We start from the raw sequence: 19,774 nt of genomic DNA, 5'->3' as shown, positions 1-19,774 counted from the left end.
GGAGAAAAAATGAGAGTGATGAATTTTAGCGCAGGTCCTTCTAATCTACCCGATGAGGTGTTAAAAGAGGCTAGGGAACATTTATATGATTACCATGGCAAAGGATTTTCTATTATGGAGGTCTCTCACCGTGGTAAGGTTTTTGAGCAAGTGCATTTTGATGCGATTGAAATGGCTAAAGAGCTTTATGGTGTAAGTGATGATTATGAAGTGCTTTTGATGCAAGGTGGAGCTAGTTTACAGTTTGCTATGATTCCTATGAATTTATATATGGGTGGAGTATGTGAATTTGCTAATACGGGAGTGTGGACTAAAAAAGCTATCAAGGAAGCTGAAATTTTAGGAGTGAATGTTAAAATTGTTGCAAATAGTCAAGAAAGTGAATTTGATCATATTCCTCAGTTTCAATTTAGCGATAATGCGGACTATGCTTATATTTGCTCAAATAATACTATCTATGGAACCCAATACAAAAGCTATCCAAAAACCAAAAGCCCTTTGATTATTGATGCTTCTAGTGACTTTTTCTCTAAAAAGATAGACTTTTCCAATATTGCTATGCTTTTTGGTGGGGTGCAAAAAAATGCGGGTATTTCAGGTCTTGCTTGTGCATTTATCCGTAAAGATATGATAGAGCGTAGCAAAAGTAAAAACATACCTAGTATGTTAAAATACAGTGTTTATGCTGAAAATGATTCTTTATTTAATACACCTGCAACTTTTGCTATATATATGTTTAATCTTGAAATGAAATGGCTTTTAAGTCAAGGTGGTTTAGACAAAATCAATGAGCAAAATATACAAAAAGCTAAACTTTTGTATGATGTGATTGATAGTAGCGAGGGTTTTTACCAAGGACATGCTAAAAAAGAAGATAGATCTTTGATGAATGTTAGCTTTAATATTATTCGTGATAGAAATTTAGAGCCAGTTTTTGTAAAAGAGGCTGAAGAAAATGGTATGATTGGTCTTAAAGGACATAAAATTTTAGGTGGAATTCGTGCGAGTATTTATAATTCAATTAGTCTTGAAAAAGTTGAAAGATTAAGTGAATTTATGAAAGCTTTTGCAAAAAAATATGCTTAGATTTTTGGTGGTTTTCACCAAAAATCATTGTTTGTATTAGTAAAACTTTACTCTTTTTGTATTTATCAGCATTTTCCTAGTGCGTTATTGTATTTTTTTTCAAGAAAATCTTTGAAAAATTCTTTTCTTGTTTTACAAGGCATGTTGGGGTGATTTTCTTTCATGTGTTCAAGATATTTATCATAGCTTGCCACCCCAACCAAAGGATGAAAAAATCTTTCAGATTTTTCATACCAGGTTTTGAGTTTTTTGATCACATTTTCTCCTTTTTTAGTGCGATATAAGGACTTTCTTTTAAAGGAATATTGATGATTTTTAAGAAAATTCCAATACAAGAGAGTATCACAAGTAAAGTAGTGATCATGAAAAATACGCATAATATCGCGTTGATTAGATTTGAATTTTTAGCTTGAGAGGCCGATTTGATATCTTTCTTGATTTGTTCTATGGTTGCTTCATCTTTGGTTTGAGTTAGTTTTAAATTTAAATCTTGTATTTTTTGATTATTTATTTGTACAGCTGCTACATGGCTTATAGCATTATGAATAGAGTCACCTTCTTTATAAGGTAGAATTTTTTGAATACCTCCATAAAGAGTGGCGATTAAAACAAAAGTTGCAGGTATAAGAGTGATCCAAGTATATTTAGCTTTGTTCATTTTAAATAAAATCGTACTTGCTAAAAGTAAAGCCATGCCTGCAAGCATTTGGTTGCTTACCCCAAAAAGCGGCCATAGAGAGTAAATTCCACCTTTTGGATCTATCGCTCCTTGGTAAAGAAAATAACCCCATCCACCAACACTTAAAGCCGTTGCGAAAATCCCTGCAAAAGTACTATTGAGGTTTCCTAGAGGTTTATAAACATTGCCTAAGATATCTTGTGCCATAAATCTACATGCTCTTGTACCAGCATCAACAGCAGTCAAGATAAACAAAGCTTCAAATAAAATGGCAAAGTGATACCAAAATCCCATTAAGTTTACCCCGCCAAAAAGCTCATGTAAAATTAGTGCAACGCCTACGGCAAAAGTTGGTGCCCCACCGGTTCTTGAGAGTATGCTTTGTTCGCCTATATTGGCAGTAAGAGTGCTGATTTCTTCAGGGCTTATTGTAAAACCCCAGCTAGAAATGGTAGCAGCGGCATTTACAACATCTACACCTATGGTAGCAGCAGGTGCATTGATGGCAAAATAAAGTCCAGGGTGTAAAATACAAGCACAAATTAATGCCATGATTGCCACGGCGCTTTCCATAAGCATAGAGCCATAGCCAACAGCTAGCGCATGAGTTTCATTTTCAAGCATTTTAGGAGTTGTTCCGCTAGATATTAAAGCATGAAAACCGCTAATTGCTCCACATGCAATAGTGATAAATAAAAATGGAAATATCGCTCCAGCAAATACAGGTCCACTGCCATCTAGGTATTGGTGGTTGATTTTTGGCATTTGCAAATCAGGTGCGACAAATACTATGGCTAAAGCCATTACCACAATAACACCAATTTTTAAAAAAGTGGATAAATAATCTCTAGGAGCAAGCAAAAACCAAACAGGTAAAATCGCAGCAATAAAACCATAAGCCATCATGATAAGTGCTAGAGTTGGCGCATCAAAAGTAAAAATTTTCGCCCAATAAGGATCAGCAGCAATTTCACTACCATAATGAATAGCAAGTATAAGTAGTATAAAACCTATAATAGAAGCCTCGCCAACTCTACCAGGTCTTAAAAATCTCATGTAAATTCCCATAAATATAGCAATAGGAATAGTCATTGCAATGGTAAATAAACCCCAAGGAGATTCGGCTAAGGCTTTGACAACTACCATAGCTAAAATCGCAATGATAATCAGCATGATTCCAAAAATAGCGATCATAGCCACTGCACCGATGAAATTTCCTAATTCATCTTTGATCATTTCTCCTAAAGATTTTCCATTGCGTCGTGTGGATATAAATAAAACTACAAAATCATGAACCGCACCAGCTAAAACCCCGCCTATTAAGATCCAAAGCATGGAAGGTAAATAGCCCATTTGTGCAGCTAGTATAGGTCCTACCAAAGGTCCAGCTCCAGCAATAGCAGCAAAATGATGTCCAAAAAGAACAATTTTGTTAGTCGGGACAAAATCACATCCATCGTTTTTTACAACCGCAGGTGTTGCCCTGTTTTGATCTAGTTGTAACACTTTATATGCAACATATCTGCCATAAAATCTATATCCTATGATATAAATACACAAAGCAGCAATTACAAGATAAATAGCCGAAATGCTCTCGCCATTTTGCAGTGCTAGTATGCCAAAACATACAGCACCAATAATAGCAACAAAAAACCATAATATTTTGTTGGTAAAATTCATTTGTATCCTTTGTGTTTTTGGTTTTTTTAGTGTATCGTAGAATGAGGTTTAATTATGATGTAAAATAAATAAAAATTTAATATATTACAAAATGTAACATGGTTTTAGTCAATATCAAAATATGACATTGACTAAGAAAGTTATTTAGAATGGAAACTAAGCGTTGTTGTGAGTTGTAAAGTATCTCCATATCGATCTAAATGATAAGGCAGTTTAACATTTGCTGCGATGATTTGTAGGCCATCTTTGGGCTGAGTTAGCGTAAGGGTGGCTATGCCTTTAGCGTTGGTAGTGATATGATCAATATCGTCATTTTGATCTTCAAATTCAACCCCTTGAATAGGTTTTCCATCTAGTAATACTTGTACTTTTAGTTTATCTCCTTGGTGTAGCACTAAAGGATTTTGCAAAGGAATGATTTCAAGTTTTAAACCTAAAGGTTTTTTGGAGCCATCATCCCAAGCAAAAATACTTTTGCCCATTTTGTAAATTTTTCTTGTTTGTGTGATTTCATTTGCACCTGCAACATCAGTTAGTTCAGATCTTTTTTGTGCATAGTGTTTTCCATCTTTTGTAAATGTGTAATATCCAAAATCATAATTCATGCTTGCTACAGAAGCTTTTCCATCTATGAATATGGTATTGTTTGTATAGTCATAACCTGCTTTTAAGGCTTTACCATGAGAGTCTTTTGCGCTAATCCCAAATACTCTATCAACTTGATATTGTCCCCAATGATCATCAGCCCAAAATCCTACTTTGTATCCATTGTCAGTTTGCATGGGAAAAAATTGGTGCGCTAGGGCAGAACTTGCTACAAAAAAGCCTAAGAGTGCAATTTTTGAAAATTTCATTATGTATCCTTTAAAATAATTTTGATAATCATTATATATATAATTTTTTATATTTAACTTAAGTGAGTTTTATTTTTGCTTGAAGAAAAAGAAAATATTTTAACGGTTCTTATGTTAAAATCTTAAATTTATTTTTGAATATTTAGGAAAAGTGATGAATGATACTATTAATATAATTGGAGCAAAAGAAAATAATCTTAAAAATATCAACTTAGAAATTCCTAAAAATAAACTTATTGTATTTACAGGATTAAGCGGTAGTGGTAAATCGACTTTGGCTTTTGGTACGCTATATGCAGAAGGTCAACGCCGTTATATTGAGAGTTTAAGTGCTTATGCAAGACAGTTTTTAGATAAAGTAGGCAAGCCAAATGTTGATAAAATAGAAGGCCTAACTCCTGCTATTGCCATTGATCAAAAAACAACTTCTAAAAATCCTCGTTCTACTGTTGGGACTATTACTGAAATTTATGACTATTTAAGACTTTTATATGCAAGAGTAGGGGTACAACATTGTCACCAATGTGGACAAAAAATTTCATCTATGAGTGCAGCAGATATTGTTGGAGAAATTTTAAAACTTCCAAAGGGAGCAAAGATCATCATTTATGCGCCATTGATTAAAGAAAAAAAAGGAACTTTTGCAGATCTTTTAGAAAATTTAGTCGCAAAAGGCTATGTTAGAGCGCAAATTGATGGAGTTTTGACACGCCTTGATGAAGATATTGAGCTTGCTAAAACTAAAAAACATACGATAAAGCTTGTGATAGATAGGCTTGAAGTACAAGATGATATGCTAGCAAGACTTGCAAGTGATATAGAAAAAGGGCTTAGCGAGAGTTTTGGTGAAGTAGAAATTGAAGTTTTAAATAATGAAGAATTAAGCATACCTAAACATTTTCATTATAGTGAACATAATGCTTGTTTTGATTGTAAAATTTCTTTTCCTTTGCTTGAGCCTTTGAGTTTTTCTTTTAATTCTCCCAAAGGTGCGTGTCCAAGTTGTGATGGTCTTGGTATAAGATATACATTGGATATGAAAAAGCTTATCAATGAAGAATTAAGCTTAGAAGCAGGGGCTGTAAAGCTATTATACGGGTTTAATAAAAGTTATTATTATAAGTTTTTAATGGCTTTTTGTGAGCAAAATGATATCAGGGTAAAAATTCCATATAATGAGTTAAGTGAAGAGGAAAAGCGTTTAGTACTTTATGGTAATGCAAAAGAAATTAACTTTTTATGGAAAAGACATCGTTTAAGCCGTAAATTTGAAGGTGCGGTTAAATATGCTTATGAAATGTTAAAAGATGAAAAAGATCTTAGTGAGTATATGAGTGAAAAAATCTGTAAAGATTGCAATGGTCATCGTTTAAGAGCTGAAAGTTTGGCTGTGAAAGTAGCGGATAAAAATTTAGGTGAAATTTTAGATATGAGTATAGAAAATACCACTACTTTTTTTTCAAAAGAAGCTAACTTTGCGTATTTAAGCGAACAAGAAAGATTGATAGCTAAGCCTATTTTTAAAGAGATTAATGAAAGGTTATTTTTTCTTTATGATGTGGGACTTGGGTACTTATCTTTAGGGCGTGATGCAAGAACCATTAGCGGAGGCGAGGCGCAAAGAATTCGTATAGCATCTCAAATTGGTAGTGGCTTGAGTGGGGTGATGTATGTTTTAGATGAACCAAGCATAGGTTTACATGAGCGAGATACTGCAAAACTTATAAAAACCCTAAGAAATCTTCAACAAAAGGGTAATACTCTAATCGTGGTTGAACATGACAAAATGACCATAGAAGAGGCAGATTTTATCGTAGATATTGGTCTAAATGCTGGTAAATTTGGTGGTGAGGTTGTATTTAGTGGAACTTATAAAGAATTGCTCAAAAGTAAAAGTCAAACCGCACTTTATATGAGTGGTAAAAAACAAATTGCTCATCAAAAAAACAGAGAGCAAAAAGACTTTATTAGTTTAAAAGATGTGAGTATTAATAATATTCAAAATTTAAGCGTAGATTTTCCGCTACATAATCTTGTGGCAATTACAGGGGTTTCAGGAAGTGGTAAAAGTTCGCTGATTTTACAAACCTTGCTTCCATTTGCAAAAGAAGAATTAAACCGTGCTAAAAAAGTTAAAAAACTAAGTGGAGCTAAAATAGAAGGACTAGAAAAACTTGATAAGGTAATTTATCTTGATCAAAGTCCTATAGGAAGAACCCCACGTTCAAATCCTGCTACTTATACGGGTGCTATGGATGAAATTCGTAATCTTTTTGCAGCTACCAAAGAAGCTAAAATGCGAGGTTATAAAGCAGGGCGTTTTTCTTTTAATGTTAAAGGCGGGAGATGTGAAAAGTGTAGTGGTGATGGAGAGATTAAAATAGAAATGCACTTTTTACCTGATGTAATGGTAACTTGTGATGTGTGTAATGGCAAAAGATATAATGATGCAACATTAGAGATCAAATACAAAGGCAAAAGCATAGCTGATGTTTTAAATATGAGTATTATTGAAGCAAGTGAATTTTTTACTTCAGTACCAAAGATAAAACAAAAGCTTGATACTTTGGTAAAAGTTGGACTTGATTATCTAACTTTGGGGCAAAATGCGACTACTTTAAGTGGTGGGGAGGCTCAGCGTATTAAGCTAGCTAAAGAGTTAAGCAGAAGCGATACGGGAAAAACTCTTTATATTTTAGATGAGCCTACAACGGGGCTTCATTTTGAAGATGTTAATAAGCTCATTGTGGTTTTGCAACATTTAGTTGATCTTGGAAATAGTGTGTTTGTGATAGAACATAATTTAGATGTGATTAAAAATGCTGATTATATCATCGATATGGGGCCTGAAGGTGGAGTTAAAGGCGGTAAGGTTATAGCTAAAGGTAGTGTAGAAGAGCTTGCTAAAAATCATAAAAAAAGTGGATCTTATACGGGGTATTATTTAGACTTAGAGCTTACTAAGAATTGAAAGATTTTAATTTCCTGTCAAAAGACAGGAAATTTATAGAGGATTTTTGTAAATTTTAATCACATCTTTTTGGTCGTTGGTGCGATCTAAAATATATATAGTATCATTTTTAACGGCTAGAGATTTTGGATTGTCAAGATTTTTAATTTCATAAGCATCGATGATTTTTGCATTATGATAATCAATAACAAGCAGCGTGCTATAGCGTAAGCTAAGTGCCAGCATTTTGTCTTGGCTGATGTCTGCACCTACTATATAATAATCATGGATATCGCGTCCTTTTTTGAGTTTTAAATTTTCTCCAACGCAAAGTATCTTTTCTCCACTGAGTAAGTAATCTTTTGTGCTTGCATAAGATAAAATAAGTTTTTTGCTAAATTGATTAGGAACAGTGATAAGATACATAAAGTCACCATCGCTAGCATAAGAATGCACATAGTTTTGTTTGGATCGAATGGTTAATATGTATTTTCTAGAAGGCTCATACCATTCTCCTTTCTTTTTGGTGAAAAATGCTGGAGAAATACCTTTGCTAGTTTCTTTAAAGGCTTGCCACTCTAACATCTCATCAATAGGAGCATTTGTTTTTTCCGTGCCTGTGAAAGTTTTATTTGCTGCACCAATGATAAATTTATTGCCTATGAAAGTAGCATCAACGATATATCTCATATCATTACCATTGGTTTTATCAAATAAAACAAAACCCGTTGAGGTGTTAAAATCTTTAGTGTAGGATACTGCCATTTCATTGCTTACAAGTGCAAATTCATTGTTATTTTTATTATAAGCTATGGCATTGATATGTTTAAAGCGATTTAATTCCGGTATTAAAATTTCTTGAACCTTGATCAAATCAATACTTTTTGAAATTTCAAAAGCACCCAAAGAAGCATTTTTTTCAAATTCTAGCTTTTTGGGTTCGCTTAAATCTTTGATGAAAACTTCTTCAGGGACATTTTTCCCCAAAAGACTAAATTTGGTAAGTCTACTCCAAACATCTGTAGTCCAAGTTTTAGTCATGATATTCATATCAAATGTTAAACGATCGGGGTTGGATTTTCCTGTATAGGGTGGTAAACCATTGATGATCAAAGCTTGGAAGGCATTAGAGCAAACAACAAGAAATGATATAACAATAACAACTTTTGCATAAGTGTTTAATGGTTTAATTTTGATTTCTTTATCTGCAAGATCTCTTATCATAGAGCTATTTTTTCTTATAAAAAGCAAAGCAAATCCCATTACCACTATAACACACCAGTATACAACTACAGCCCAAGTATAAGTATGCGCTCCGACTAATTTATCTCCTAAGCCTATGCCAATATCTCTTTGCCACCAGCTAGCTGTGTGGCGAATTCCCATGTAAATTCCATAACTAGCAAATAAAAATACACAAACAATATACTTCATTTGCGGACCATAGCGTAATATAAGCATTCCAAGAACACCAATAACTATCATTCCAATGCGTTCAAACCAACAAAGTGTGCAAGGAGATTCGTTGTGAATATAACCCAAATAAATATTTGCAAAGCCTACAGGTATAGCTAAAATAAGTAAAACAGCACTTGCCATAAAAAAATAAAAATACTGATCGTTTTTGCTTAAACTATCCATGATCTATCCTTTACCAGTTTCCACTTGGGATAATAGAATCAAAACTTGCCACCAAATACATGAAGTAATTTAACAAAGCACCGCACAAAAATACACCAAAAATGAGTTTTTCTTTTTCTGGTTTGATGAGTATTAGCAAGATTGAAATTGCTAATAAAACTAGTATAGTAAATTCCAAAACCAACTCCTTTTGTATTAAGTTTAAAATTTTTATAATTTAATATCATAATTTATATATTATTAAATTTACATTATTATTTTATTTATAATTTTCATTTGTATAAAATACTATGTAACACTTTGATAATATTTAAATACTACAATATGCAAAAATTTATCATAGTGGAAAGTTTGTAGTGTTTGATTTTTTATATAATGACATAAGCTATATAGGGCTTTTTATAGTATGTTTTCTCTCTAGTACACTTTTGCCTATGGCAAGTGAGGCTTTTGTGCTTGCCTTTGTGAAATTAGATTTTAACACTTGCATGATTTTATTTGTTGCAAGTTTGGGAAATACTTTGGGTAGCTTGAGTACTTATGCGTTAGCTTATTTTGGAAAGAGCCAAATTTTAGAAAAATATTTTAAAAGTTCTTTGCAGAAATTAGAAAAAATCAATACAAACTTTAAAAAATTTGGCTCTTTGTATGCTTTTTTTACTTTTTTACCTATAGTAGGGGATCTTTTCGCACTAGGGCTTGGATTTGCTAAGTATTCTTTTTTTAAAGCAAGTATTTTTATAGCCTTGGGTAAATTAAGTCGTTATGCTTTTGTAATTTTCATAGCAAATTCCATTTAATGCAATGGATATTTTTACCGACTTTTAAATAAATTTGGGCGATAATTATTATTAATTTTAATTATAGGAAAAAAATGAAAACATTAACGATAATTGATACTTTTGGCTTTTTCTTTAGACTTTTTTACGCTTTAAAGGGGTTAAAAAATTCAAAAGGCGAGCCTAGTAACATGATTAGTGGTTTTGCGAATTTTGTTTATAGCTTAAAAAGTGAACATCCAAGCGATATGATCATCTTTGCTCTTGATAGCAAAGGAAAAACTTTTAGAAGTGAAATTGATCCAAATTATAAAATCAACCGCACACCCCCTCCGCCTGACTTGCTTGCTCAAATTCCAATTTGTATTCAGATGATAGAAAAAATGGGCTTTTCAAGCTTTTCTTGTGAAGGCTATGAAGCTGATGATATTATTGCTTCTTTGGTTAAAGAGTGCAAAGACAAGGATATCTTTATCAGAATTATCACCCAAGATAAAGATTTGTATCAGCTTATAAAAGATGGCAAAGTTAGCATTTATAGTCCTATTTCAAAAAACGATTATAACGAAGCAGGATGTTTGGAAAAATATGGAGTAAAGCCTAGTCAGATAAGAGATTTTCTCGCACTTTGCGGCGATAGCTCAGATAATATCCCAGGGGTTAAAGGAATTGGTGCTAAGGGGGCTAAAAATTTACTTGATGAGTTTGAAAGCATTGAAGGAATTTATGAAAATTTAACATTGGTGCGCAATGAAAGAAGTCGTAATTTATTGCTTGAAGGCAAAGAAAATGCTTTTTTGAGTAAAAAACTTGCTTCATTGTATGAAGACTTAGATGTGAAAAATATGCTTTTAAAATGTGAGCATCCAAAAGATGAACCTTTGCTTAAGATCATGGATATTTTAGAGCATTATGAGTTAAATGCTTTATTGAAAAAATTACGCACCAATCCAGAGCATAAAGATAAAAATTTAGGATTTAATGCGAGATTAGTTTTAGATGAAAATGAATTGTTTGAAATTTTAGAAAAAATTGATGAACAAAGCATAATCGCTTTTGATACAGAAACAACAGGTTTAAATACCAAAGAAGCTAAGATAGTAGGTTTTAGCTTTTGTTTTCATGAGAGTGAAGCCTTTTATGTGCCACTTGCACATGATTATCTAGGAGTTTGTAAGCAAATTTCTATGCAAACAGCTAAAAAGGGCATAGAAAAAATTTATCAAAGTACGGTTATAGGTCATAATCTTAAATATGATTTTGAAATCATAAAAAACAATTTCAACTTGCTTCCTCCAAAAAAATACGCTGATACCATGATACTTGCATGGCTTAAAGAACCAAGTTTGCGGGTAAATATGGATGATTTGGCAAAAAGATTGTTTGACTATGAGACTTTGCATTTTGAAGATTTAGTAAAAAAAGGAGAAAGCTTTGCAGGGGTTGATGTAGAAAAAGCTTGCAAATACGCTGCCGAAGATGCTTATATTACTTTAAGATTTTATTTGTACTTTTTACATAATTTAGAGCAACCTTTGTTTGAACTTGCACAAAAAAGTGAGTTTGAATTTATCAAGGTGCTTATTATGATGGAAAATAACGGCATCAAACTTGATATTCAAAAGCTTGAAAGCTTGATGCAAAGTTTTAATCAAGATATTAAAATGTTAAGCGAAAAAATATATGGCTTAGCAGGTGAAAAATTTAATATTAACTCTCCTAAACAAGTAGGAGATATTTTATTTGAAAAATTAAAATTGCCAAGTGGTAAAAAAAGCAAAACAGGGTATTCTACTGATGAGAAAGTTTTAAATACTATCTTAGATGAGCATCCGATCGTGAAAGAAATTTTGGCATATAGAGAGCTTGCAAAGCTTGTTTCTACTTACTGTGAACCTTTGTTGAAATTAGCTAAAAAAGATGAAAATTCAAGGATATACTCAAGCTTTTTGCAAACAGGTACAGCTACAGGACGTCTTTCATCTAAAGATCCAAATTTGCAAAATATTCCTGCGCATGGTCAGTATGCAAAAGATTACAAATCATGTTTTGTAGCAAAAGAGGGTTTTAGCTTTATTTCGCTAGATTATTCTCAAATTGAACTGAGAATGTTGGCACATTTTAGTGAAGATGAGAAATTACTTGAAGCGTTTTTAAATGATGAAGATATCCATGCAAAAACTGCGATTATGATTTTTGGACATAGTGATTATGAGACAAGAAGTATCGCTAAGAGTATTAATTTTGGTTTAATTTATGGCATGGGTTATAAGACTTTGAGTCAAAATTTAAAAATAGAAGCAAAATTAGCCAAAGAATATATTGAAAAATATTTTGAAAATTTTACCAGCATTAAGATGTATTTTGAAAAAGTAAAAAACGAAGCCAAGCAAAATGGCTTCATAAAGACTTTGCTTGGGCGTAAGCGTTATTTTGACTTTGAAAATGCAAAGCCGATGTATGTTGCAATGTATGAAAGAGAGAGTATTAACTCTACACTTCAAGGTTCTGCTGCCGATATAATAAAACTAGCAATGATAGAAATTGCAAAAGATTTAGATGAAAATAAGCGTTTGATTTTACAAATTCATGATGAACTTGTTTTTGAAGTCAAAGATGAACTTTGTGAGGAATTTGCGAAAAAGGCTAGTGATATTATGGAAAATATTGTAAAATTAAAAGTTAAATTAAAAACTTCATCAAGTATTGCCAAAAATTGGGGCGCATTAAAATAAGGAGAATAACTAATGGATCTTTCAACCATACTTGGGATGGTATTAGCTGTTGTTAGTATTTCTGTAGGGGATATATTAGAGGGTGGTAACCCTTTGCATGTTTTGCACTTAAGTTCATTTTTGATCGTGATACCAACGGCGGCTTTTTGTGCGATGACAGCTACCCATAAGAAATTTGTTAAAGCAGCTTATAAAGAATTAAAACTTGCATTTAAAGGAACTGGTGTTAATTTAAGCCAAAGGATAGCTGAACTTGTAGAATACTCTATTATAGCAAGAAGAGATGGGCTTTTAGCTTTGGAGTCAAAAACCAACGAAATTGACAATGAATTCTTAAAAGAAACAATGATGATGATGGTTGATGGCAAAAGCGTAGAAGAAATCAAAGAAAGCATGGAAATTCAAATCGAAGAGATGGAAGAGTACTACAAAGAGTGTGCTGAGTATTGGATTCGCTTTGGTGAAACATGTCCTACAATGGGTCTTGTTGGTGCGGTTATGGGGCTTATGCTTGCGTTGAAGCTTTTAGATGATCCACAAGCTATGGCCGCGGGTATTGCGGGTGCATTTACCGCAACGGTAACGGGGATCTTTGGTGCTTATGCTTTATTTGGTCCTTGGGGACATAAGATCAAAGCAAATGCGCATGATTTAATTAAAGAAAGAATTGTTATCTCTCATGCTATCGTAAGTATCGCAGAGGGGGCAAATCCTAGAGATTTAGAGGCTAAATTGTTTAACTACCTTGGACAAGGTGAGCCTAGAATTTCTCAATTTGACAAATAAGAGCTAAAAAATGGGTAAAAAACACAAGTGTCCAGAGTGTCCAGCAGGAGAAAAATGGGCAGTGCCTTATGCAGACTTTTTGAGTTTGCTTTTGGCGCTTTTTATTGCCCTTTGGGCGATTTCTGAAAGCAACCCTGCAAAAACTGAAGCTTTAAAAACGGAATTTGTAAAAATCTTTGAATTTACCGCTTCAAGTCCTTTGGAAAAAGAAAGCGAAGTGCACAATAAATACAGTGCGCCTTCTAATGCAAATGTTGAAGAGCTTGAAAAGCTTAAAAAGTTGAGTATTACTCAGCAAGAAAACATCGAAAAGCTCAAAGCAGCATTAGATCAAAGAGAAAATAATATTGTTTTAAATTTACCTGCAAGAGTTGAATTTGCTAGAGGTAGTACGGATATTGATTCAGCTGATGTGCAAGATTTTTTAAAGCGTATTAGTGAAGTTTTAAAAAGAATGCCCGCGCAAGCACAAATAGAGCTTAGAGGTTATACTGATGCAAGCGATAAGGATCCAAAAAGAAATTTTGAATTAGCAAGCAAAAGATCTCAGGTTGTGGCTGATTATTTAATCGCTAAAGATATTAACCCAGCTCAGTTGATTATGGTAAGTTTTGGCGATAACTATCCTCTCACAAATAATAGCGAAGATGAAATGAACAATAGGGTAGAGTTTTATATCCGAGTAGAATCATCAGATAATCAAACCAGAAAATCAGTATTAGATCAAATTGGTGCTTTTAAATAACAAATAAGAAAAACTTATTTGTTATTTTCTCCACCAAAGCGAAGTAGTGCAGATCCCCAAGTAAATCCACCGCCGAAAGCATCAAGTAGTATCAGCGAGCCTTGTTTTAAACGCCCTTGTTCATAAGCGTCATTCATAGCCATAGGGATTGAAGCAGCTGAAGTATTGCCGTAGTTTTGCACGGTAACTACACACTGTTCATCTTTAAAATTAAGCTTTTCTTGTACAGCTTTAATGATTCTTAGATTAGCTTGGTGTGGTATGAAAAGATCGATTTCTTCGCTTTTGATGTTGTTTTTAGCAAGAATATCGATCACATCATTACTTAAGGTATTGACCGCGATTTTAAATACCTCATTGCCTTTCATTTGCATTGAAAGCGGAACGCAAATACTGCTTTGTTGTGATCTTTGGGTCATTAATAAATCGCCAAATTCCCCATCGCTAGCAGTGTGAGTGTCTATAATAGGATAAGTATCATCTAAAGATACTACCCCTGCACCTGCACCATCTCCAAATAAAACACATATACTTCTATCGGTATAATCCATAATAGAGCTAATTTTTTCAGCTCCTATGATTAGTACATTTTTTTTAGCACCGCTTTCAACCATGGATTTTGCAAGTTCAAGTAAGTAGATAAAACCCGAGCAAGCTGCTGAAATATCAAAAGCAGTGATATTCTTTAGACCAAGATTATGGGCAATTTTACATGCAGTTGATGGCATGGTAAAATAATCTGGACTTAAAGTAGCAACAATAATTGCATCGATATCTTCAGGGTTTAAATTTGCCCTTTGAATAGCTTTAATAGCTGCTTTGGTGCCAAGATCGCTTGTGTTTTCATTTTCACTTGCGATACGTCTTTCTTTGATACCTGTTCTTCTTAATATCCATTCATCACTAGTTTGCACCATAGATTCTAAATCATGGTTGCTAAGAATTCTTTCTGGGATATAAGAAGCTATACTTTTTAAGGAAGCTTTAGTTGATTTCATAATTAGAAAGTTCTTTTTCTATGGTTTGATTTATATTTGATTGTGTGAAATTTAATGCTTGAAAAATTGCATTTTTAATAGCTTTTGGTCCACTTTTACCATGGCTAATGATAACACATTCTTTAACGCCCAAAAGCGGTGCTCCGCCGTACTCTTCATAATCAATATGTGTTTTTAGCTCATTAAAAGCTGGTTTTGCTAAAAGGTAGCCAAGTTTAGCTAAAAATGATTTTTGAATTTCCTGCTTTAAAAGTTTGGTAATAACACTTGCAACTCCCTCGCCTGTTTTTAGCAAAATATTTCCGTTAAAACCATCACATACTAATACATCAATAGTACCATTAAAGATATCTCTACCTTCAGCATTTCCTACAAAATTTGGAAGTTGTTTTAAAAGTTGGTGAGTTTCTTTAGTAAGTTCATTGCCTTTGCATTCTTCTTCACCATTTGAAAGTAATGCAACTCTAGGTTTAGCTATATTTAGAATTTCTTTCGCATAAGCCTCACCCATAATGGCAAATTGGAATAAATGCTCACTTTTGCAATCTACATTTGCACCCACATCTAAGACAAGTGTTCTTGAATGAATATTTGGCATTAAAGTTGCAATTGCTGGTCTAGCAATGTTTGCCAATCTACCTAGTCTTAATGTAGCTAAACTCATCGTAGCGCCACTATGTCCAGCAGAAACTACAGCTTTTGCCTTTTGATTTTTTACTAAATCTATGGCTTTATAAATAGTACTATCTTTTCTTTTTAATGCATCTGTGGAATTTTCTTCCATGGCAAATACATCAAAAGCTTCTTCGTATTCTATGTATGATTTTAAATCTTGAGGGATTAAGGTTTCAAGTTTTTGAGGATCTCCCACTAAGATGGCTTTAAATTCTCTTTCTCTTAGAGCTTGAATTACGCCTTCTATGATAGGTTTTTCCCCAAAATCTCCACCCATTGCATCAATAGCAATGCTTGTCATCGTTTTTAGTATTCCTTAGTTACTGGATTTACACGATGAGGCATTTTGTAGCTACCATCTTTGTCTTTAATAGGCATAGGTAAGGTAACTTTGTAATGAGTTCTGCGTTTTGCTGCACGAGTTTTGCTCACTCTTCTCTTAGGTACTGCCATTTTTTACTCCTTTATTAATTTGAACATTTATTACAATAAAAATAATCACTCAAATAAGACTGTAACTCGCTAGTAGCAAGTTCTATTAAATCAATATGCGAATCAAAAAATTCCATCGTGTCGCTTAAAGTGTTATTTTCGTCTTTAAAAATTCCATCACTTGCAAAAAGCTCTATGTTTTGATCGATTTCAAGCTCCATTTCATCGCCACATCGATCGCAATTTCTATAAGCAAATCCTTTAAAATTAGCTTCTATTTTTGCTAGTTTTGGATTGACTTTTTTGATGGTTCCTTCAAAAACTATATTATCAAGATCTAGTTTAAAAGGATAAGCCACAGAGCTGAGTTTTGCAAAAGCGATTTTCATTATAAAATTTCAGTTTTTGAAAAGAAAAATTCTATTTCAATTTTAGCATTTTCTAAGCTATCGCTTCCATGAACCGCGTTTGCATCAATACTATCTGCAAAGTCTGCTCTAATAGTACCAGGAGCCGCTTCTTTTGGATTTGTAGCACCCATTAATTCTCTGTTTTTTAATACAGCATTTTCGCCTTCTAAAACAGAAACCACAACCGGACCACTGATCATAAATTCTACTAAATCTTTAAAAAATGGTCTTTCTTTATGAACTGCATAAAATTCTTGTGCTTCTTTTTCTGAAAGTTGCACTTTTTTTGTTGCTGCTATTCTTAGACCATTGTTTTCAAAGCGTGATAAAATTTGACCAATAACGCCTTTTTTTACCGCATCAGGTTTAATAATAGAAAGTGTTTTTTCCAAAATCGTCCCCTTAATTTTAATAAGTTTTATGTTTATAAAAGAGCTAATTATATCAAAAAATGCTTTAAAATTATATAAAATTTAGTGTTTATAAAAGAAGTTGTAAGTATCTTAAAAAAAGATACTTACATAAAATATAGATTAAGCAAATACTGGAGTTGATCCGTCTCTTAAGTCGCTTCCGATACTGTCACGGCTTGGTTGTCCGCTAGCAACTTCACTCCACACAATACAACCATCAGTTGGACATGCGCTTGCACAGGCTGGTTGATCATTGTGACCTACACATTCTACACATTTATCAGCATAAACATAATATCTATCTTCACCCTCTGGATTGTTTGCATCATCAACGATCGCACTTACTGGGCATTCATCTATACAAGAACCACATGCTATACAAATATCAGTAATTTTAACTGCCATTTTTTACTCCTTAATTTAATATTTAATGTAAGATTATCAAAATTGTGTTAATTTTATTCTTAAAATCGCTTAATTTTGATAATAAAAATAGTTTCTGGATAATTTTACACAATTAATATGTTTTTAAATTTATAAATGATATTATTTTCTTACAAATAAAATTTATTAATTAGGAGAAAGAATATGATAGTTACTAAAAAAGCTATTGATTTTACAGCACCAGCTGTACTAGGAAATAATGAAATAGTTGGAGATTTTAATCTTTATAAAAATATAGGTCCAAAAGGTGCAGTGGTCTTTTTCTATCCAAAAGATTTTACTTTTGTTTGCCCATCTGAGATTATTGCTTTTGATAAAAGATATCAAGATTTTAAAGACAGAGGTATTGAAGTAATCGGTGTATCTTGCGATAATGAATTCTCTCACTTTGCATGGAAAAATATGCCAGTAAATCAAGGTGGTATAGGTCAAGTTAAATTCCCTTTAGTAGCTGATTTAACAAAACAAATTGCTAGAAATTTTGATGTATTATTTGAAGAAGCAGTAGCTTTAAGAGGATCTTTCTTGCTTGATGCTGATGGAACAATCCGCCATGCAGTGATTAATGATTTGCCACTTGGAAGAAATATTGATGAAATGATTAGAATGGTTGACACCATGTTATTTACTAATGAACATGGTGAAGTTTGTCCTGCAGGTTGGAATAAAGGCGATGAAGGTATGAAAGCAGACCCTAAAGGTGTTGCAGATTATCTAAGCAAAAACGAAGGCAAACTATAATTTACTAGCTGAAAGAATATCTCTTTCAGCTTTTTCTACAATATCTTGTTACAAAACTACAATAATTTTTTATCTCTATTAAAATTTTTTATTTTTTAGCAATTTCCTTGTAGATCCTATAAATAGGATATTTAATATCTTATTTGTTTATTTCTTATTGTGTTCTATTAATTAACTTGTTATCTTTGTTGTATTAGTAGCATTATAATCGATTATGTGTCAAAAATTATTACTTAAAGGAGTTTATTATGAATTTTTCAATTTCAAAGAGTTTATCCTCAAAGCTTATTTGGGTGATGTGTGTGTATGGTTTTAATCGTTGTCGTGATTAATACGGTTAGTTATTTTAATTCCAAAAATGATACTTTTGATCTGTTAAATGAAATTCAAGTAAAAAATATGACAGATGCAAACGCATTGTATGATTTTTATGGAAATACTAAAAGAATGGCAATAGAGTCTTTAGCAGAACAATTTTCTACAAATTTAAATATGCCAACTGAAGAAATAATGCATATTCTTAAATTGGCAGCAAAAACATCAGGGTTTGAGCTTGTTTATATAGGATTTGAAGATAGTGGAAAGAATTATCAGTCTGATGGTGAAATACTTGATTTATCAAAAGGTTATGATACTAAAAATAGAGGTTGGTATAAAGAAGCTAAAGCAGCTGGTGGATTTATCACAACTGATCCATATAAATCGATTACAACGGGAGAGATGGGTATTACTTATGCAATTCCTGTGTATGCAAATGGAAAGTTTATAGGTGTAGTTGGTGGAGATTATAACCTTAAAACATTTTCCAAAGATGTTTTAGCTATAGGAGACTCTCAAAGTTCTTATGCTGCGGTTTATGATAAAGAGGGAATGATAATTTTTCATGAAGATGAAGGAAGAATGCTTACTAAAAATGATCTAAGTGTTAATATTGCCAATGCAGTTAAATCAAATCCAAGTTTAATTGATCTAACTAAAGAAAAAACTTTGTTTTATGCTAAAGATGGTAATGGTAAAACTCAAGTAGTAACATGTAATCAAGCCTTAAATCCTAAATATATGGTGTGTTCTATTACTAACGAATCAGTATATACTACCGCTGTGAATAAAGTTTTATTCCAACAAGTTATTATTGCATTTATAGCCATAATCATAGCATTAATATTGGTAAGATTTGCTATTATAAAAAATTTAAAACCTATTGCGGTAATCACTACCGGCCTTAACTCTTTCTTTGATTTTATCAATCATAAAACTAAAGATTCAGCTATGATTGATGTAAAAAGCAATGATGAACTTGGTGCTATGGCTAAAACCATTAATGAAAACATCACTAAAACTAAAAATGCATTAGAACAAGATGCTAAAGCAGTAGAACAATCAGTAGAAACAGCCAAAGAAATAGAAAGTGGTAATCTAATGGTAAGAATTACTGCAACTCCTGCTAATCCTCAGCTTATAGAATTAAAAAATGTTTTAAATGATATGCTTAATGTATTAGAACAAAAAGTAGGTTCTAATATGAATGAAATTAATAGAGTATTTGATAGCTATAAAGCATTAGACTTTACTACTGAAGTTAAAAATGCTAAAGGTGGGGTTGAAGTAACTACAAATGTATTAGGTCAAGAAATTGTAGCTATGTTAAGACAATCATCTGAATTTGCTTCTTTATTAGCAGATGAAAGTGGTAAATTACAAAGTGCGGTTAAAAACCTAACTGATT

At 32.6% G+C, this 19,774-nt stretch carries 19 protein-coding genes; 8 read left to right on the top strand and 11 right to left on the bottom strand.

The features are described from left to right. Positions 1-9: 9 nt before the first annotated feature. On the top strand, positions 10-1,086 hold the full coding sequence (gene serC / locus CKA54_RS03490) for a phosphoserine transaminase (protein ID WP_120760029.1): 1,077 nt from the start codon (positions 10-12) through the stop codon (positions 1,084-1,086). 65 nt (positions 1,087-1,151) lie between these two features. Here the strand turns inward: serC and kcuS are convergent, their stop codons facing one another. The 3 genes from kcuS to CKA54_RS03475 all read right to left on the bottom strand — a co-directional run bounded on the left by kcuS (position 1,152) and on the right by CKA54_RS03475 (position 4,299). Next, positions 1,152-1,343 (bottom strand): KCU-star family selenoprotein, encoded by a 192-nt coding sequence (kcuS, locus tag CKA54_RS07625; protein ID WP_143297922.1) that lies wholly within the window; start codon positions 1,341-1,343, stop codon positions 1,152-1,154. Next, positions 1,340-3,445 carry a carbon starvation CstA family protein gene (locus CKA54_RS03480; protein ID WP_120760025.1) on the bottom strand — a complete coding sequence of 702 codons (2,106 nt, stop codon included), beginning with the start codon at positions 3,443-3,445 and terminating at the stop codon, positions 1,340-1,342. Before CKA54_RS03480 ends, kcuS begins: the two co-directional genes overlap by 4 nt. A 140-nt stretch (positions 3,446-3,585) precedes the next feature. Beyond that, positions 3,586-4,299, bottom strand: coding sequence for a DUF4198 domain-containing protein (locus CKA54_RS03475; protein WP_120760023.1), 714 nt, complete (start codon positions 4,297-4,299; stop codon positions 3,586-3,588). Positions 4,300-4,453: 154 nt separating this feature from the next. On the opposite strand from CKA54_RS03475, the gene uvrA reads away from it, so the two are divergent. Continuing rightward, a complete protein-coding gene (gene uvrA / locus CKA54_RS03470; RefSeq protein ID WP_120760021.1) occupies positions 4,454-7,270 on the top strand; it encodes an excinuclease ABC subunit UvrA in 2,817 nt (938 codons plus the stop codon). Between the two features lie 33 nt (positions 7,271-7,303). Here uvrA and CKA54_RS03465 read toward each other — a convergent pair whose 3' ends face one another. Further along, positions 7,304-8,890, bottom strand: coding sequence for a disulfide bond formation protein B (locus tag CKA54_RS03465; protein WP_120760019.1), 1,587 nt, complete (start codon positions 8,888-8,890; stop codon positions 7,304-7,306). A 10-nt stretch (positions 8,891-8,900) separates the two neighbouring features. After that, positions 8,901-9,068, bottom strand: a complete 168-nt coding sequence (locus tag CKA54_RS07665) for a hypothetical protein (protein WP_172586665.1) — start codon at positions 9,066-9,068, stop codon at positions 8,901-8,903. Positions 9,069-9,246: 178 nt separating this feature from the next. On the opposite strand from CKA54_RS07665, the gene CKA54_RS03460 reads away from it, so the two are divergent. The 4 genes from CKA54_RS03460 (at position 9,247) to motB (ending at position 13,935) form a co-directional block, all read left to right on the top strand. Further along, a complete protein-coding gene (locus CKA54_RS03460) occupies positions 9,247-9,690 on the top strand; it encodes a YqaA family protein (protein ID WP_120760017.1) in 444 nt (147 codons plus the stop codon). Positions 9,691-9,764: 74 nt separating this feature from the next. Next, positions 9,765-12,404 carry a DNA polymerase I gene (gene polA / locus CKA54_RS03455; RefSeq protein ID WP_120760015.1) on the top strand — a complete coding sequence of 880 codons (2,640 nt, stop codon included), beginning with the start codon at positions 9,765-9,767 and terminating at the stop codon, positions 12,402-12,404. A gap of 12 nt (positions 12,405-12,416) precedes the next feature. Then, positions 12,417-13,190, top strand: coding sequence for a flagellar motor stator protein MotA (motA, locus tag CKA54_RS03450; protein ID WP_120760014.1), 774 nt, complete (start codon positions 12,417-12,419; stop codon positions 13,188-13,190). Positions 13,191-13,200: 10 nt separating this feature from the next. Beyond that, entirely contained in the window at positions 13,201-13,935 is a 735-nt protein-coding gene (gene motB, locus CKA54_RS03445) for a flagellar motor protein MotB (RefSeq protein ID WP_120760012.1), read from the top strand. A 14-nt stretch (positions 13,936-13,949) separates the two neighbouring features. On the opposite strand, the gene CKA54_RS03440 is transcribed toward motB, so the two are convergent. The 6 genes from CKA54_RS03440 to CKA54_RS03415 all read right to left on the bottom strand — a co-directional run bounded on the left by CKA54_RS03440 (position 13,950) and on the right by CKA54_RS03415 (position 17,268). Then, positions 13,950-14,933 carry a beta-ketoacyl-ACP synthase III gene (locus CKA54_RS03440; protein WP_120760011.1) on the bottom strand — a complete coding sequence of 328 codons (984 nt, stop codon included), beginning with the start codon at positions 14,931-14,933 and terminating at the stop codon, positions 13,950-13,952. Then, positions 14,920-15,909, bottom strand: coding sequence for a phosphate acyltransferase PlsX (gene plsX, locus CKA54_RS03435; protein ID WP_043020168.1), 990 nt, complete (start codon positions 15,907-15,909; stop codon positions 14,920-14,922). The genes CKA54_RS03440 and plsX overlap by 14 nt, the downstream gene beginning before the upstream one ends. 5 nt (positions 15,910-15,914) lie before the next feature. After that, a complete protein-coding gene (gene rpmF, locus CKA54_RS03430) occupies positions 15,915-16,061 on the bottom strand; it encodes a 50S ribosomal protein L32 (protein WP_012662034.1) in 147 nt (48 codons plus the stop codon). A 14-nt stretch (positions 16,062-16,075) separates the two neighbouring features. Then, positions 16,076-16,429, bottom strand: a complete 354-nt coding sequence (locus tag CKA54_RS03425; RefSeq protein ID WP_120760009.1) for a hypothetical protein — start codon at positions 16,427-16,429, stop codon at positions 16,076-16,078. Next, complete coding sequence (gene ndk / locus CKA54_RS03420) at positions 16,429-16,842, bottom strand: nucleoside-diphosphate kinase (protein ID WP_039664506.1); 414 nt, start codon at positions 16,840-16,842, stop codon at positions 16,429-16,431. Before ndk ends, CKA54_RS03425 begins: the two co-directional genes overlap by 1 nt. Before the next feature lie 141 nt (positions 16,843-16,983). Further along, positions 16,984-17,268: a ferredoxin, 4Fe-4S gene (locus CKA54_RS03415; protein WP_043020167.1), complete on the bottom strand. Its 285-nt coding sequence runs from the start codon at positions 17,266-17,268 to the stop codon at positions 16,984-16,986. 183 nt (positions 17,269-17,451) lie between these two features. On the opposite strand from CKA54_RS03415, the gene CKA54_RS03410 reads away from it, so the two are divergent. Both CKA54_RS03410 and CKA54_RS03405 read left to right on the top strand, forming a co-directional pair. Continuing rightward, positions 17,452-18,048: a peroxiredoxin gene (locus tag CKA54_RS03410; RefSeq protein WP_039664504.1), complete on the top strand. Its 597-nt coding sequence runs from the start codon at positions 17,452-17,454 to the stop codon at positions 18,046-18,048. 306 nt (positions 18,049-18,354) lie between these two features. Continuing rightward, the coding region (locus CKA54_RS03405) for a cache domain-containing protein (RefSeq protein WP_120760007.1) at positions 18,355-19,774 on the top strand (1,420 nt) is incomplete at its 3' end.

The sequence above is a fragment of the Campylobacter sp. P255 genome, assembly GCF_003627915.1.
In the GTDB taxonomy this organism is placed as follows: Bacteria; Campylobacterota; Campylobacteria; order Campylobacterales; family Campylobacteraceae; genus Campylobacter_D.
This window is presented reverse-complemented; position numbering and strand designations above follow the sequence as displayed.

What these genes read in the sequence shown, in the direction of transcription:
- serC (WP_120760029.1), top strand. Translation starts at nt 10, where the DNA reads ATGAGAGTGATGAATTTTAGCGCAGGTCCTTCTAATCTACCCGATGAG.
- CKA54_RS03480 (WP_120760025.1), bottom strand. Translation starts at nt 3,445, where the DNA reads ATGAATTTTACCAACAAAATATTATGGTTTTTTGTTGCTATTATTGGT.
- CKA54_RS03475 (WP_120760023.1), bottom strand. Translation starts at nt 4,299, where the DNA reads ATGAAATTTTCAAAAATTGCACTCTTAGGCTTTTTTGTAGCAAGTTCT.
- uvrA (WP_120760021.1), top strand. Translation starts at nt 4,454, where the DNA reads ATGAATGATACTATTAATATAATTGGAGCAAAAGAAAATAATCTTAAA.
- CKA54_RS03465 (WP_120760019.1), bottom strand. Translation starts at nt 8,890, where the DNA reads ATGGATAGTTTAAGCAAAAACGATCAGTATTTTTATTTTTTTATGGCA.
- polA (WP_120760015.1), top strand. Translation starts at nt 9,765, where the DNA reads ATGAAAACATTAACGATAATTGATACTTTTGGCTTTTTCTTTAGACTT.
- motA (WP_120760014.1), top strand. Translation starts at nt 12,417, where the DNA reads ATGGATCTTTCAACCATACTTGGGATGGTATTAGCTGTTGTTAGTATT.
- motB (WP_120760012.1), top strand. Translation starts at nt 13,201, where the DNA reads ATGGGTAAAAAACACAAGTGTCCAGAGTGTCCAGCAGGAGAAAAATGG.
- CKA54_RS03440 (WP_120760011.1), bottom strand. Translation starts at nt 14,933, where the DNA reads ATGAAATCAACTAAAGCTTCCTTAAAAAGTATAGCTTCTTATATCCCA.
- plsX (WP_043020168.1), bottom strand. Translation starts at nt 15,909, where the DNA reads ATGACAAGCATTGCTATTGATGCAATGGGTGGAGATTTTGGGGAAAAA.
- rpmF (WP_012662034.1), bottom strand. Translation starts at nt 16,061, where the DNA reads ATGGCAGTACCTAAGAGAAGAGTGAGCAAAACTCGTGCAGCAAAACGC.
- CKA54_RS03425 (WP_120760009.1), bottom strand. Translation starts at nt 16,429, where the DNA reads ATGAAAATCGCTTTTGCAAAACTCAGCTCTGTGGCTTATCCTTTTAAA.
- CKA54_RS03415 (WP_043020167.1), bottom strand. Translation starts at nt 17,268, where the DNA reads ATGGCAGTTAAAATTACTGATATTTGTATAGCATGTGGTTCTTGTATA.
- CKA54_RS03410 (WP_039664504.1), top strand. Translation starts at nt 17,452, where the DNA reads ATGATAGTTACTAAAAAAGCTATTGATTTTACAGCACCAGCTGTACTA.